The following is a 14,653-nucleotide window of genomic DNA, read 5'->3' as shown; positions in this document are numbered from 1 at the left end:
GTACTCCGCTCTGCTGATGCGACACGCCCGGCGACGGACGGGCACGCGCGGACGTGTGCCGCGCGCCCCCACCCGTCGCCACGACGGTCAGCTGCCGAAAAAGACCTCGGCCTCGGTGTACCGCTCCAGCGGGACGGTCTTGAGCTCCCGGGTCGCCTCGGCCAGCGGCACCCGGACGATGTCGGTGCCCCGGATCCCGACCATCTTGCCCCAGTCGCCGTCGTTGGCGGCGTCGATGGCGTGCAGGCCGAGCCGGGTGGCGAGGACCCGGTCGAACGCGGTCGGGGTGCCACCGCGCTGAATGTGGCCCAGCACGACGGTCCGGGCCTCCTTGCCGGTCTTGGCCTCCAGCTGCTCGGCGAGCCACTGGCCGATGCCGCCGAGCCGGACGTGGCCGAAGGAGTCGAGCTCCTGGTTCTGCAGAACCATCTGGCCCTCCATCGGCTGGGCGCCCTCGGCGACCACGACGATCGGGGCGTACTGCTTCTGGAAGCGCTTCTCGACGTAGGTCGCGACCTGCTCGACGTCGAACTCACGCTCCGGCAGCAGGATCACGTTCGCGCCACCGGCCAGGCCGGCGTGCAGCGCGATCCAGCCGGCGTGCCGGCCCATGACCTCGACCACCAGGGTGCGGTGGTGGCTCTCGGCGGTGGTGTGCAGCCGGTCGATGGCCTCCATCGCGATGTTGACCGCGGTGTCGAAGCCGAAGGTGTAGTCGGTGGCGCCGAGGTCGTTGTCGATGGTCTTCGGCACGCCGACCACCTGGACACCGAGCTCGTGCAGCTTGGTGGCGACACCGAGGGTGTCCTCACCGCCGATCGCGACCAGGGCGTCGACACCCTGGGCGGCCAGGTTCTCCTTGATCCGCTCGACCCCACCGTCGATCTTGAACGGGTTGGTCCGGGACGACCCCAGGATGGTGCCGCCACGGGGCAGGATGCCCCGTACGTCGTCGATGCCGAGAGGCTTGCTCAGCCCCTCCAGCGGCCCGCGCCAGCCGTCGCGGAAACCGATGAACTCGTGACCGTAGCTGGCGACGCCCTTGCGCACCACCGCCCTGATCACGGCGTTCAGGCCGGGGCAGTCGCCACCACCGGTGAGCACGCCGATACGCATGATCCGCTCATCCTCCAGGAATCTGTGACCCACTCGAGCCCCAGGAACGAAGTCCGGTCAGACCGTCGGCGTCATTGCCGGCCCGGGGCGGGCCGTCAGTGCGCACTTTATCGGCCCACCCGGCGGCGAGGCGACCAGACCCCGAGGATCACCGTCGAGACGGACCCGGTCACCGGCGGTACGCCTGGCTGATCACCTGCCACCGGGCCAGGTTGTGCCGCGCGTCGACCAGCGCGTCGTGACGCTCGGCGACCGCCGTCGGCAGTGCCGGGCGGCCCGCGTCGTCCCACCGTTGCCGCAGATCCTTGGTGAACCGCGGCACCGGGCGGGGCAGCGCCGGCATCGCGCCCCACAGCTGCGCCAGGGCCACGTGGTCGTACGCGGCGTACCAGGCCCACAGCTCCAGCTCGTCGGCCGTACCGGCGCGCAACGGTGCCACCAGGAACTCGTACAGCTCGTCCCGGATCCGTTCGCGGGAGCGCCAGGCCGGGTCGGCCGGCGACGGAAGCTTGTCGAGCACGTTACGGCGCACCCAGGGGATCGCCCGGGCGGCGTCGAACTCGGTGGAGACCGCGTAGAACTCGCGGCCGTGCTCGTCGACCACGCCGATCGAGACGAGGTCGATGATCCGGCCGTCCTCGATGAACTCGCAGTCGTAGAAGTAGCGGTACGTCATCGCCGTCATCCTCGCCGATCGGCGTCGACGGCGGCCCGTCGGGGTACCGGCCGGGGCCACACCGCCCCACGGACGGACCCCGGCCGGCACCGCTTCCCCACGGCCGGATCCACCGGGCCCCCGTGTCGGCCCCCACCCGTCGGTGGATCTGGCCACCAGCCTGCCGGTTTGTCGGGCACAGGACTGTCACAGAAATGATTGTGGGGGTGTACACCACGCGACAGGCCAGCCATGATCTGATGTTGACACCGTTCTCCGAACGGTATCTATTTCATGTTCGCCCGCGTCGGTGCTGCATCCCCGGCCGGGTGCGATGGTGCCCTCGGTGGGATGGTGCCCTTGGTGGGGAGGGGTTGGACCGTGGAGATGCGCCTGCCGGAGCCGGGTGACGCGCTCACCGGCGTGGACATGTTCGCCGGCCTCGAACCGGAGGTCCGACAGCGGGTGATCGCCGCCGCCGTGCCCCGCACCTACCGTAAGGGGCAGTTGCTCTTCGTGGAGAACGATCCCGGCGATTCGCTGATCGTGCTCAAACGAGGCGCGATCGCGGTCTTCCGGACCGCGCCCACCGGCGAACGTGCGGTGCTGTCGGTGATCCGCCCGCCCGACGTTCTCGGCGAGGTGTCACTGCTGGACGCCTCCACCCGCTCGGCGTCGGCCGAGGCCATCGAGGACTGTGCCGCGCTGGCCCTGTCCCGCGGCGCGTTCATGGACCTGGTCCACTCCAACCCACGGATCCTCGACGCGGTGATGCGCTCGCTCGGCGCGCTGATCCGCCGGCTCACCGAGCAGAACGCCGACCACGTCTTCCTCGACCTGCCCGGCCGGGTGGCCAAGACCCTGGTCCGGCTGGCCGGGGAGAGCCACGCACCGATGATCACGATCGAGTTGAACCAGAGTCAGCTCGCGGAGATGGCCGGCGGCTCCCGGCAGAGCGTCAACCAGGCCATCGGCTCGTTCAGCAGCCGCGGCTGGCTGCGTACCGAGGGGCGTCGGATCGTGGTCACCGACGTCGCCGCGTTGCGTCGTCGGGCCGGCATGGCCGACCGCTGACCGGCACGCGGCCGCGGTACGGCCGACCGCCGACCGGCCGCAGGGCGGTACCCGTCGGCTGACGCGTACCGCCCTGCCCCTGCGTGATCAGGGTTGGGTGCTGGTCGGGCCGATCCAGTTGGTGCCGACCTTCTCGCTGGTCGGGCCGATCCACTCGGAAACGACCCCTTCCTCCTCCAACTTGGCCAACGTGCCGGCGTCGAGATCGACCATCTCCCCTGCGGAGTGGTCGACGCCGGACGGGTCGGTCCAGTCCTTCTCCAACCTCGCGTACACCATCTCAGGACTCCCCTGCTCGGTCTGAACTGGCGGAATGAATGTAGCCCGGTTCCACCCACCGATGGACTGTCCATTAGCCAACAGCCCGGTTATGGACAGTTGACCGGACCCGCGATACTCGGCGTGAAACACGGCGGTGAGCTGCGGATGCGGACCATCCCGCAGTGCCGGACCACCCGCCGCCACGCCCGAATCGTGAGCCGCTGGCCAGGGTGGTCGGCCAGATGCGACAGTAGGCTCCCGACTCGACGATCCGCGAGGAGGCCGACATCGCTGCTCCCTGCGAGAAGTGCGGCCGAACCGCAGCCGACACCGACCGCTTCTGCGGCGGCTGCGGTGCGCCGCTGACCGCCATCTGCGCCCACTGCGACCGGCCGCTGCCGGCCGATGCGAACTTCTGCACCTCATGCGGACAGCCACAGGGTGCCCGACGAACGGTCACCGAGCCGAGCCACGAGGACCGTCGACGGGTCAGCGTCCTGTTCATCGACCTGATCAACTTCACCCCGTACGCCGAACGCGCCGACCCGGAACAGGTCCGGCGGACCCAGACGGCCTACTTCGCCGTCGTGCGCCGCGTCGTCGGTCAGTACGGCGGCGTGGTCGAAAAGTACATCGGCGACGCGGTGATGGCCCTGTTCGGTGCCCCGGTGGCCACCGAGAACGACGCGGTCCGCTGTGTCCGGACCGGGCTCGACCTGCGGCGCGCGCTCGACGACTTCACCGACGGCGCCGGCGAAGGGCTGCGGTTCCGGATCGGCGTGGCCACCGGTGAGGCGCTGGTCGACATCGCCGCCGCCCGTGACGGCGGCCAGGCCTTCGTCGCCGGTGACGTGGTCGTCACCGCCTCCCGCCTGCAGTCGGCAGCACCGCCCGGCGGCCTGCTCGTCTGTGGCGTGACCCACGCCCTGACCAGGGACGCGATCCGGTACGACGCACAGCCGACGGTGACCCTGCGGGGCCGGTCGTCGCCGACCGAGGTGTGGCTCGCGCTCGCTCCGCTGCGTCCGCCACCGGTCGACCGGCAGACCGACGCCACCCCGTTGATCGATCGGGAGCACGAGCTCGGTCTACTCGTCAACGCCCTCTACCGGTCGATCCGGGAGCAGCGGCCCCAGGTGCTGACCGTGCTCGGTCAGGCGGGGATCGGCAAGAGCCGGTTGGTACGGGAACTGCTGCGGCACACCGAACGGATGGTCGACCAACCGGTGACCTGGCGGATCGGCCGTTGCCCGCCGTTCGGGGAGAACGTCACGTTCGCCGCGCTCGCCGACATCGTCAAGGCCGAGGCCGGCATCCTCGACACCGACCTGGCCTCCGTCGCCGCGCAGCGGCTCGCTACGGCGGTCGGTGACCTGGTCGGGCCGGAGGCCGACCGACTGGTCGACGCGCTGCGCCCACTCGTCGGGCTCCCGCACCGCAACCTGCCGGCCGAGGAGACCGAGTCGGCCTGGCGACGGTTCCTGCTGGCGCTGGCCGCCCGCCAACCCACCGTCCTGGTCTTCGAGGACCTGCACTGGGCCGACGAGGCGATGCTGCGCTTCGTCGAACTGCTCGGCGCCACCGCCCGGCAGGTGCCGTTGCTGCTGCTGTGCACCGCCCGGCCCGAGCTGATCAGCCGGGACCCGGCCTGGGCCGGGAGCACCGTCGGCGCGCTGACCGTCACGCTGCCGCCGCTGCGCGACAGCAGCGTCGCCACCCTGTACGCCCACATGTTCGGCGGCGTACCGTTCTCCGCCGACCTGCTCGGCCCGCTGGTCGAGGTGGCCGACGGCAACCCGCTGTACGCCCACGAGTACGTCCGGATGCTGATGGAACAGGGGTCGCTGCGGCGCAGTGGTCGCGGCTGGGTGCTCGACCACGACGCGGGCCTGGCGATCCCGGACAGCGTGCACGGGGTGATCGCCAACCGGGTCGACCTGCTGGACGCCGCCGACCGGGCGGTGCTGCTGGCCGCGGCAGTGGTCGGCGTGCAGTTCTGGCCGGGGGCCGTGGCCGCCGCGCTGGGACAGTCGGTGGAGCTGGTCGACCGGGCGCTGCGTCGGCTGGAACACCGCGACTTCGTCCACGAGCAGACCAGTTCGGCGATGGCGCAGCAGCCGGAGTTCCGGTTCCGGCACGTCCTCGTCCGCGACGTCTGCTACCAGCGGCTGCCGCGCAGCGAGCGGGTGGCCCGGCACGCCCGTACCGCCGACTGGCTCGACACCCTCGCCGGCGACCGCGACACCGACCTGGCGGAGGTCCTGGCGCACCACCGGTGGGCCGCCCACGAGATCGCCGACACGCTGGGTCTGGACACCGGTGTCTACGCCGGCCCGGCCCGTGACGCGCTGCACCGGGCCGCCCGGCGGGCCTACGCGCTGCACGCTCTCGACGTCGCCGCCGGGCACGTCGAACGGGCGCTGAACGCGGTCCGGCTCGCCGACACCGACGAGGCGGGGCCCCGGCTGCAGCTGGAACTGCTCGGCGCCGAGATCGCCTTCTTCCGCGACGGCCCGGCCTTCCTCGCCGCCGGTGGCGCCGACCAGCTGCGGGCCCTGGCCGACGCGCTGTCCGCCGTCGCGGACCAGGGCTGCGCGGCGCGGGCGTGGACGCTGTTGGGGCGGGCCGCCTGGCTACGGACCGACCGCGCCGGTGCGCTGCGGTGCCTGGACCGGGCGGTGGAGCTGTTCGACGCGCTGCCCGACAGCGACCAGAAGGCCGACGCGTACGCCGAGCTCGGTCGGTTGCACATGCTCAACCTCGAGCGGGATCCGGCGATCGCGGCGGCGGGGGCCGCCGCCGAGATCGCCGAGCGGCTCGGCCTGACCGAGACGCTGGTCGACGCGCGGATAACGGTCGCGATGGCCCGCTACCAGTCGGGCGAACGCGACGGCCTCGACCAGCTGCGGGCGGCCACCGCGATGTGCCGCGAGCAGCAGTTGCTGGCCCTGCCCCGGGCGCTGCAGAACCTGTCGTACGCGTTGTGCGAGGAGGGCGACTGGTCCGGCGCGCAGGAGCTGATGGCCGGTGCCGCCACCGGGTCCGGGCAGAGCACCGGGTACTCGGGCGAGGCGATGCGGGCCTACTTCGCCGGCGACTTCACCGCCTTCCTGGCCGCCGCCGACGCCTTCGTCGAAACCCCGAGCGGGCGGTGGGACATCCAGGTCCGAGGGCTGCGCTGCTGCCTTCGGGTGCTGCGCGGCGAGCCGGTGCCCGGCGCCGAGGCCGGTGACGTCGACGACGTGGCCGACGCGGTCCGGGCGGCCCGCGACAGCGGGTTCCGCCGGCCGTACTGGAACAGTCTCGGCCTGGGTGCGCTGTGCCGGGCGTTGCAGGGGCGCGACGCCGAGGCGGCCGCCCTGCTGGCGGAGCTGGACGACTCCTGGTCGAGGGTGCCGGCCCTGGCCAGCGGCGAGTGGATCGCCGCGGCCGCGTTCGCCGCCGCGACCGCCGGGCGGGCGGCCGCCGTACGGGTGCGGTCGATGCTCGACCGGGTGCGCCACCGTACGCCGTGGGCGCAGGCCGCGCTGGCCACGGTCAGCGCCGCGGTGGCGGCCGCCGACGGCGACCACCGCCGGGCCAACGAGTTGTACGCGGCGGCGGCGGCCGGGTTCGGCGAGATCGACGCCGTCACGGACCGGATGATCGCGCTGGCGCTGGCCGTCGGTGCCGCCCGGCGGGCCGGGGACCGGGAGGCGGCGATCCCGGCGTTGCCCGAGGTGCAGGGATTCGCGCTGCGCAACAAGGCGCCCGGGTTGCTGGGCCTGGGTGAGCAGGGCGCCGACGACTACGGCTGGTCGCCGACGCTCGCTTCCTGACCTTCGGCGGGCCCCCGGGCGCGAACGGCGCGCCCGACGCACTCCCGCAACCGGCTCCCGGCGTGTCACGATTCAAGGGCACGGCACGCCCCGGCCGGGGCCGCCGGTGGGACAGGGCGCGACGGCGACCGGTGAGGAGAGGGTTCGGTGTCTGCGGGTGGCGCGCGCCGGGGGCGGCGGGACAACGGCCTCGACGCATCCGAGTACGCGGTGGCCGGCGACGTCGATCCACGGGTCGGCGAGCACCTGCTCGACGTGCTCGCCGCCGGTGGGATCGCCGCGTACCTGCAGCCGTCGTCGGACGTCAATCCGGTGACCCGGACCACGACCGTGCCAGCACGGCCGATCGACCGGCTCTTCGTCGACCGGGTGCACCTGGACACGGCCCGGGGCTACCTGGTGCAGCTCGCCGAGGACGGCCCGGCCGCGCCGGGCGGCCGGGCGACGACCGGGCCGGCGGGTGGCGCCGGGTCCACCGGTGCTGACGGGTCGGGCGGTACGGCCGCAGCGGGCGGCGCAGCCGGCGGCGCAGCGGGGCCGTTCGGCGCTGACGGGTCCGGCCCGACCGGTTCGCCCGACCGGCGGGCGACGCCGGATGCCGATGTCGAGGCCGCCTGGGCCGGGATCATCGCCAACTACCATCGGAGCGCCCCGACGGACGTGGGCCCCGCGCCCTGGCCGGCGGCCGAGAATCTTCCCACCGGGCAACGCGGGCCAGCAGCCGGGCCGGTGGGCGACGGCACCGCCGACGCGACCCCGGCTGACCGCTCCGGCACCGACGCCACCGGCACGACACCCCCGCAGCGGTACCCCGGGCAGCTCCCCGACCCGGGCCGTAGCGCCGGCGACGACCGTACCGCCGGTGACGTCACCGACCCTGCGGGCCGCACCGGGGCCGAGCGTCCCGGACCGGCGGACACCGGGCCGACGCGGGGCGCGGGTGCCGACGATCCGCTGCCGTGGGCGGTCGGCTTCACCAACATCTCGATCGGCCGCCGGGGCGACGAGCCGTCCCTGCTGGACGGGTTGGACACGTTCGGCAGCCGACTGCCCGACGAGCCGGAGGAGGGCTACACCCCGCCGCCGCCACCGCCGCTGCCCCGGCTGTCGTCCGCAGCGGTGCTCGGGGTGCTCGCGATCGTCGCGGGGTTCATCCTGTTCGTCTTCCCGACTGTGCTTCCGGTTGACCGTGGGTTGGCCATCCTGCTCGGTTTCGCTGGCGTCGTCGGTGGCTTTGTCACGTTGATCTGGCGGCTGCGCCCGGATCACGACGAGGATGACGACATCGACGACGGTGCGGTCGTCTGAACCTGACCACTGGATGGCGGAAATTCTGATTCATTGACGACTGTGGTCACTCTGTAACAGTCGCGTAACTTGGTCTCAGTAGGAATAATTCCGGTAGCCGACCCCTCACACGTTCGCGATCACTCGCCATGCGCGGCCCTGCCGCAGCGAAACGAGGTCCCCTCATGCGTCAAAGTTCCCTCGTCGTGGTGGCCAACCGGCTGCCGGTGGACGACAGCGTCGCACGCGACGGCGCGTGCGAATGGCGTCGAAGCCCCGGCGGACTGGTCAGCGCACTGCACCCGATCCTGCAGCACACCCCGGCCACCTGGGTCGGGTGGGCCGGTGGCACCGGGCCCGCGCCGAGTCTGCCGGACATCGACGGCGTCCGGATGCACACCCTCGCGCTGTCCGCAGAGGACATTCGGGACCACTACGAGGGCTTCGCCAACGCCACCCTGTGGCCGCTCTACCACGACTCGGTCGAGCAACCGGCGTACCACCGCCGCTGGTGGGAGGCGTACCAACGGGTCAACCAGCGGTTCGCCGACGCGGCGGCCGCCGCCGCCGAACCGGGCGCGATCGTCTGGGTGCAGGACTACCACCTTCAGCTGGTGCCGGGGATGCTGCGGGCGTTGCGCCCGGACCTGCTGATCGGCTTCTTCCTGCACGTACCGTTCCCGCCACCGGAGCTGTTCATGCAGCTGCCGCGCCGAGCGGAGTTGATGCTCGGCATGCTCGGCGCCGACCTGGTCGGCTTCCAGCGCGCCCAGGCCGCGCACAACTTCGCCCAACTGGCGACGAAGGTACTCAAGGTGCCGGCCACCGACCGCCGGATCGCGATCGACGACCGGGTGGTGCGCATCGGCGCCTTCCCGGTCTCGATCAACATGTCCGAGATGGAGTCTCTCGCCGCCCGACCCGACGTGGTCGAACGTGCCCGGCAGCTGCGGGCCGACCTCGGTGACCCGCAGCACGTGATCCTCAGTGTAGACCGGATGGACTACACCAAGGGCATCGAGCAGCGGCTCAAGGCGTACAGCGAACTGATCGCCGACGGGCACATCAAGGTCCGCGACACGGTGATGGTGCAGGTCGCGGTACCCAGCCGGGAGCGCGTCGAGCAGTACCGGATCCTGCGCGACCGGGTCGAACGCGAGGTAGGCCGGATCAACGGCGAGTTCGGCCGGGTCGGCGAGCCGGCGATCCACTACCTCAACCAGTCGTTCAGCCGGGCCGACCTGGCGGCCCTGTACCGGGTCGCCGACATCATGGCGGTCACCCCGCTGCGCGACGGGATGAACCTGGTGGCCAAGGAGTACGTCGCCGCCCGGGTCGACGACGACGGTGCCCTGCTGCTCAGCGAGTTCGCCGGGGCCGCCGCCGAGTTCCAGCAGGCGTACCTGGTCAATCCGCACGACCTCGACGGTCTCAAGTTGACCCTGATGCACGCGTTGGAGGCCGCGCCGACCGACATCGCCGACCGGATGCGGTCGATGCGCGAGCACCTGCGTCACCACGACATCCGGGCCTGGGTCCACGGCTACCTGACCTCGCTGGACCGGACCGGCTCGCTGGCCGCCCGGCTCACCGCCTGAGATCGCACGGCACCGGGCGGGCCCGCACGTCACCGGCTGAGCCGCGTGGGCTCAGCCGGTGCCGGCGTCCAGCCAGTCGAGGATCGCGTCCACCGGCTCGGTCCAGCGGGCGTCGAGCATCAGGTCGTGTCCCATGCCGGGAAAGAGCAACGGCGCCCCACCGAAGCGCCGGGCCACCCGGTTCAGCGCGGCCACCGGCACCACCTGGTCGTCCGGGCTGCCGAGCACCAGCACCGGCGGATCGCCGACCGGGGGCTCGAAGCGTTGCCGCACCAGCAGCTGCCACTGGGCGCGCGCCGAGGCGGAGCCCAGTCGGTCCACGTACGACCGGGCGACCTCGTCTGCCAACTCCCGGCTGAACAACTGGCGGGCCCGCAGCCGCAGCCCGCCACCGAACAGCGCCGGTACGGTGCCGAACGGGTGCCGCCGCAACGCCGTACCGAGCAGCGGCCAACCGCTGAGCACCGGCGCGGCCAGCACCGCCGCCCGCGCCGGGTAACGGGCCAGCGCGTGGGCCACCACCAGTGCCCCGGCGCCGTGCCCGACCAGCACCGCCTGGCGGGGCAGTCCGGCGGCCGCCTGCACCACGTCGTGAACGTACGCCCGCAGGTCCGCCCGGGGTGCGGGGGCGCTGCCGCCGTGTCCCCGCAGGCTCACCGCGGCGGCCGGGAAGCCCCGCTCGGCGACCCGGTCCAGCCAGTGTTCGGCGAACACCCACGCGCCGTGGCCGAACCCGGGAACGAACAGCAGCGGTGGCCGGCCCTCGTCGCGCAGCACTTCGCCGTGCAGCACCTCACGGCGGACACCCGGGACCGGGTCGGCCCATTCCCGGGTACGCAGGATGCGGGTGGTCTGCGGACGCGGGCTCACCGGACCGACACCTCCAGACTGTCCAGGGACGATTGCAGGGCACCCAGGTAGCTGCGGTGGCCGACCTCGAACCAGTGCCGGGGTGAGTCGTCGCGCACCGCCACGTCGTGCCAGTCGCGGCCGCCGGCGGCCGACAGCCGCTGGGTCAGCGCGGCGGCACCCGCCGGATCCGCCGTCCGGGCCCGCAGCCAGCGGGCGAACAGTACGGTCTGCCAGTGGACCAGCGGGAAGATCCCGATGTCCGGCTGCGGCAGGCCGACCACCGACAGGGTCGGCCGCTCGGGCGCGAACAGGTGCAGGTGCAGCCGGGGCCGCCCGTCCGGACCGGCGCCGAGCAGCCCCGGGTCGAGGAAGTCGAACCGCGGCCGGTAGCCGGTGGCGAGCACGACCAGGTCGGGGTCGATCTCACTGCCGTCGGCGAGTTCGACGGTGTGGCGGCGGAATCTGGCCACGTCCGGCACCGGCGCGACGCTGCCGTGCCCGATGTGGTGCACCAGCTGACTGTTGACGATCGGATGGGTGGCGAGGACCTGGTGGTCCGGTGCGGGCAGCCCGAAGCGGGTCAGGTCCCCCACGGACAGCCGCAGCACCCGTTGGCGGATCCACTGCCGCAGCCAGCGCGGTAGCGGCAGCGCCGACAGCCGGGCGTGCAGTTGGTCGAGTGGTCGGCCGGAGACGTACTTGGGCAGGTACCAGTAGCCGCGCCGGGTGGAGTGCCAGCACCGCGCTCCCTGCTGGCCGGCCTCCACCGCGATGTCGCAACCGGTGTTGCCGCCGCCGACCACCAGCACCCGGCGGCCGCGCAGTTGCGCGGCGTCGTGGTAGGCCGCGGCGTGGATCACCTGACCAGTGAAGTCGGACAGTCCATCGTAGGTGGGTTCGTGCGGGGCCCAGTTGTGCCCGTTGGCGACGACCACCGCCGCGTACCGCTGGGTGCGGCTGGCGCCGCTGCCACCGGTGCTGCGGGTGGTCACGTCCCACCGGTCGCCCTCGGCCGGGGTGATGCGGACCACCTCGGTGCCGAACCAGATGTGTCGGCGCAGGTCGAAATGGTCGGTGTAGCGCTGCAGGTAGTGCAGCAGCTGGCTGTGGTGCGGATAGTCCGGCCAGTCGTCCGGCATCGGGAAGTCGGGGTACTGGCTGAACGGCTTTGACGAGATCAAATGGGTGCTGGCGTACACCGGGCTGCGGTCGTGGCGCCAGTTCCACGCACCGCCGACGCCGGTTTCCCGCTCGTAGCAGTCGACCCCGAACCCCAGTTCCCGCAGATTCTTCACCGCGCACAGCCCGCTGGCGCCGGCGCCGATCACACAGACGTTCTCGCTCTGCTCGGAGATCGAACGGTCGTCGCGCCAGTCGGCGGCACCGGCGACGGGGTGGGCGCGGTCAGCGGAATCAGGCACCGGCAGTCTCCTTCGTACGGCTGCGAAATCCTGCCGGTTAGCCGCCCCGCTTGTCCAGCCCCGTCCCCGGTCCGGTGAGTACCAGATCGGCGACAACCGGGAAATGGTCGCTGGCCCGGCGGGCCGCCGGGGTGTCGACCACCGTCGCGGCGGCGACCCGGATCCGGGGGTCGACGAAGATCGCGTCGATCCGCCGCCGGGGTCCGGCGCACGGGAAGGTGCAGACGTCGCCGGCGCCGGCGATCGCCGCCGCGTCGGTCAACCCGGCCGCGACCTCGCGCCATACCGGCGAGTCCGCCCCGGCCGCCGGTGGGGTGTCGTTGACGTCCAGACCCAGGATGATCGGGTCGTCGACGTCGGCGCAGGCCTGCCGCAGCAGGCGGGCCTGCCCGGGGCGTTCGGCGGGATCGGTGGACAGGTGGGAGCCGACGACCACGAACCGCACCGGGCCGACGGCGCAGCGGGCGAACACCGCCGCGCGCAGATGCCGGCCGGGGGTCAGCGGGAACCGCACCGTCCAGCTGTCCAGCACCCGGACCCGCAGGCTGGTCAGCAGCAGGTTGCCCATCCCCGGCAGGCCACCGGCACCGACCACCATCGCGAACGAGTCGGCAAGCGCCGCGCTCCGGGCGCGCCAGCGCAGGCGCCGTGGTGCCTCCTGCAGGATCGCCACGTCGGGTGCGACCGACCGGACCACGTCGGTCAGCGCGGCCCGGTCGTCACGTTGGCCGTGGATGTTGTACGTCAACACCCGCAGCCGCAGCTCGTCGCTCACAACCGGCGGGCCAGGTCGGCGGCCCCCACCACACCGGCCGTGTTGCCCAGTTCGGCCGCCCGCACCTCGGCGACCGGGATCCGGACCCGCTGGGCCAGGGCTTCGGTGTACGCCCGCTGGGCCGGGCCGAGCAGCAGGTCGCCGGCGTCCACCACGCCACCGCCGATGACCATGACCTCCGGGTCGAGGATCTGCGCCAGGTCGGCCAGTCCGATGCCGAGCCACCGGCCGATCTGGGCGAACGCCTCGCAGGAGACCGGGTCGCCGGAGCGGGCCGCCGCCGTCACCATCGGTCCGGTCACCGCTTCGGCGTCGCCGCCGGCCAGGGCGAGCAGCGCGCCGGCCCGGTCCGGTTCCTGGCGGGCCCCGGCCCGGGCGAACCGGACCAGGGCGTTGCCGCTGGCGTACTGCTCGATGCAGCCGTGCCGCCCGCAGCCGCACAGGTGGCCGTCGGGTACGGCGAGCATGTGGCCCAGCTCGGCGGCGATGCCGTGGGCGCCCCGGATCAGCTCGCCGCCGTAGACGATGCCGCCGCCGATGCCGGTGCCGACGGTGAACATGACCATCGAGTCGGTGGCGTGCCGGGCGGCGCCGTACCGGAACTCGGCCCAGGCGGCGACGTTGGCGTCGTTCTCGACGGTGACCGGCAGGTCGACCGCCGCGCTGACGTACTCGCGCAGCGGTTCGTTGCGCCAGGCGATGTTCGGGGCGAACAGGACCGTGGAGCGCAGCGCGTCGATCCAGCCGGCGGCACCGATCCCGACGGCGGTGACCGGGTGCGTCGCGGCCAGCTCCAGCACCACCTCGACGATCACGTCCCGCGTCTTGGCCACGTCCTCGGCCGGTGTGTCGTGCCGGGTCTGCGCCACGACCTCACCGTCCGGATCGACGACGCCGCCGGCGACCTTGGTCCCGCCGATGTCGACTCCGATGGTCAGCGTCACCGCTGCCGCTCCCCTCTGCTGTGTTCCTCGCGCGCCGGTTGTCGCACCCGGTCGGGTCCGTCGACGCGGCGCCCCGGCCGGCCCGGTGGGGCCGGCCCGGGTGGCCGTGGTCGGTGTGGGCCTATCCCGGCAGTCCGTGCTCCGGCGCGGCGGGGCCCGACCCGTCCCCGTCGGCCGCGTCGGCGCGCGGGTCCCGGGCCGCCACGTCGGCACCGCCGCCGCGGCGCTCGACCGGTGGTGTGTCCGCCCCGGCGACGTCGACGGGGGCGTTCGTTGCGGCTGACCAGACGTCCCGATCACCCGCTGAGTCCGAATCATTCCCGGTGCGGGTGGCCCGGCGCCACACCTCGTCGTCCGAGGTCGTCCGCCCGGACGGGGGATCGTGCGCGCCGCCACGGGTGTTCCTGACCTGCGGATCGACGCCGGCCGGCGCGGTCGGACCCGGCTGCGGACCGGCGTCGGTCCCGGCCTTGGGCGCGTCGGGAGCAGCCCTGCCCGGGTCGGGTGCGGTCTGCTCCGGGTCGGGTGCGGTCTGCTCCGGGGCGGGGGCGAAGGCGCGCAGCAGGCTGGCCACCCCGGCGGCGAAGTCACCGGCGCCGGTGGCGAGCCGCTCGGCCAGCTCCGGACTCGGGTCGCGCAACGCGCTGACCGCCCGGCAGATCGGGCAGACGCAGCAGGCCGGCTCACCGGTGGCCAGCGGGCCGGTGGCCCCGCCGAACAGGTCCCGGAGCATGCCGAGCCCGGCGGCGCCGTGGCGCTGCCCACGTGCCGCCAGTTGCGCCATCGCCAGGGCTGTCGCCACCAGGCGTTCCGCCTCGGCGCGCGCCGAGCCGGGATCCGGTCCCGCCATCT

The 14,653-nt window shown here is 73.0% G+C and carries 11 protein-coding genes and 1 pseudogene; 4 read left to right on the top strand and 8 right to left on the bottom strand.

What is annotated here, in order from left to right; all coding sequences use genetic code 11:
- Positions 1–87: 87 nt before the first annotated feature.
- Complete coding sequence (locus O7608_RS15400) at positions 88–1,116, bottom strand: 6-phosphofructokinase (protein WP_289210621.1); 1,029 nt, start codon at positions 1,114–1,116, stop codon at positions 88–90.
- A 169-nt stretch (positions 1,117–1,285) separates the two neighbouring features.
- On the bottom strand, positions 1,286–1,792 hold the full coding sequence (locus O7608_RS15395; RefSeq protein WP_289210620.1) for a polyadenylate-specific 3'-exoribonuclease AS: 507 nt from the start codon (positions 1,790–1,792) through the stop codon (positions 1,286–1,288).
- Positions 1,793–2,152: 360 nt separating this feature from the next.
- On the opposite strand from O7608_RS15395, the gene O7608_RS15390 reads away from it, so the two are divergent.
- Positions 2,153–2,845, top strand: coding sequence for a Crp/Fnr family transcriptional regulator (locus tag O7608_RS15390; RefSeq protein ID WP_282228339.1), 693 nt, complete (start codon positions 2,153–2,155; stop codon positions 2,843–2,845).
- Positions 2,846–2,932: 87 nt separating this feature from the next.
- Here O7608_RS15390 and O7608_RS15385 read toward each other — a convergent pair whose 3' ends face one another.
- Complete coding sequence (locus O7608_RS15385; protein WP_282228340.1) at positions 2,933–3,124, bottom strand: hypothetical protein; 192 nt, start codon at positions 3,122–3,124, stop codon at positions 2,933–2,935.
- Positions 3,125–3,375: 251 nt separating this feature from the next.
- Between O7608_RS15385 and O7608_RS15380 the strand changes: the two genes are divergently transcribed.
- The 3 genes and pseudogenes from O7608_RS15380 to O7608_RS15370 all read left to right on the top strand — a co-directional run bounded on the left by O7608_RS15380 (position 3,376) and on the right by O7608_RS15370 (position 9,809).
- Complete coding sequence (locus O7608_RS15380; protein ID WP_353850567.1) at positions 3,376–6,924, top strand: ATP-binding protein; 3,549 nt, start codon at positions 3,376–3,378, stop codon at positions 6,922–6,924.
- A gap of 147 nt (positions 6,925–7,071) precedes the next feature.
- Positions 7,072–7,341 (top strand): annotated as a pseudogene (locus O7608_RS32180) (DUF308 domain-containing protein); the annotation flags it as partial.
- A gap of 1,055 nt (positions 7,342–8,396) precedes the next feature.
- A complete protein-coding gene (locus O7608_RS15370; RefSeq protein ID WP_289210618.1) occupies positions 8,397–9,809 on the top strand; it encodes an alpha,alpha-trehalose-phosphate synthase (UDP-forming) in 1,413 nt (470 codons plus the stop codon).
- A 51-nt stretch (positions 9,810–9,860) separates the two neighbouring features.
- Here the strand turns inward: O7608_RS15370 and O7608_RS15365 are convergent, their stop codons facing one another.
- The 5 genes from O7608_RS15365 to O7608_RS15345 all read right to left on the bottom strand — a co-directional run bounded on the left by O7608_RS15365 (position 9,861) and on the right by O7608_RS15345 (position 14,651).
- A complete protein-coding gene (locus O7608_RS15365; RefSeq protein WP_289210617.1) occupies positions 9,861–10,679 on the bottom strand; it encodes an alpha/beta hydrolase in 819 nt (272 codons plus the stop codon).
- Complete coding sequence (locus O7608_RS15360; protein ID WP_289210616.1) at positions 10,676–12,082, bottom strand: flavin-containing monooxygenase; 1,407 nt, start codon at positions 12,080–12,082, stop codon at positions 10,676–10,678. Before O7608_RS15360 ends, O7608_RS15365 begins: the two co-directional genes overlap by 4 nt.
- A gap of 37 nt (positions 12,083–12,119) precedes the next feature.
- Positions 12,120–12,857 carry an endonuclease/exonuclease/phosphatase family protein gene (locus tag O7608_RS15355; RefSeq protein ID WP_289210615.1) on the bottom strand — a complete coding sequence of 246 codons (738 nt, stop codon included), beginning with the start codon at positions 12,855–12,857 and terminating at the stop codon, positions 12,120–12,122.
- Complete coding sequence (locus O7608_RS15350; RefSeq protein WP_289210614.1) at positions 12,854–13,801, bottom strand: ROK family glucokinase; 948 nt, start codon at positions 13,799–13,801, stop codon at positions 12,854–12,856. The genes O7608_RS15355 and O7608_RS15350 overlap by 4 nt, the downstream gene beginning before the upstream one ends.
- 121 nt (positions 13,802–13,922) lie before the next feature.
- Positions 13,923–14,651, bottom strand: coding sequence for a hypothetical protein (locus tag O7608_RS15345; protein WP_289210613.1), 729 nt, complete (start codon positions 14,649–14,651; stop codon positions 13,923–13,925).
- Positions 14,652–14,653: the final 2 nt, after the last annotated feature.

Origin of the sequence: Solwaraspora sp. WMMA2056 (assembly GCF_030345095.1) — a bacterium.
Classification (GTDB): domain Bacteria; phylum Actinomycetota; class Actinomycetes; order Mycobacteriales; family Micromonosporaceae; genus Micromonospora_E.
This window is presented reverse-complemented; position numbering and strand designations above follow the sequence as displayed.

What these genes read in the sequence shown, in the direction of transcription:
- O7608_RS15400 (WP_289210621.1), bottom strand. Translation starts at nt 1,116, where the DNA reads ATGCGTATCGGCGTGCTCACCGGTGGTGGCGACTGCCCCGGCCTGAAC.
- O7608_RS15345 (WP_289210613.1), bottom strand. Translation starts at nt 14,651, where the DNA reads ATGGCGGGACCGGATCCCGGCTCGGCGCGCGCCGAGGCGGAACGCCTG.
- O7608_RS15395 (WP_289210620.1), bottom strand. Translation starts at nt 1,792, where the DNA reads ATGACGTACCGCTACTTCTACGACTGCGAGTTCATCGAGGACGGCCGG.
- O7608_RS15370 (WP_289210618.1), top strand. Translation starts at nt 8,397, where the DNA reads ATGCGTCAAAGTTCCCTCGTCGTGGTGGCCAACCGGCTGCCGGTGGAC.
- O7608_RS15385 (WP_282228340.1), bottom strand. Translation starts at nt 3,124, where the DNA reads ATGGTGTACGCGAGGTTGGAGAAGGACTGGACCGACCCGTCCGGCGTC.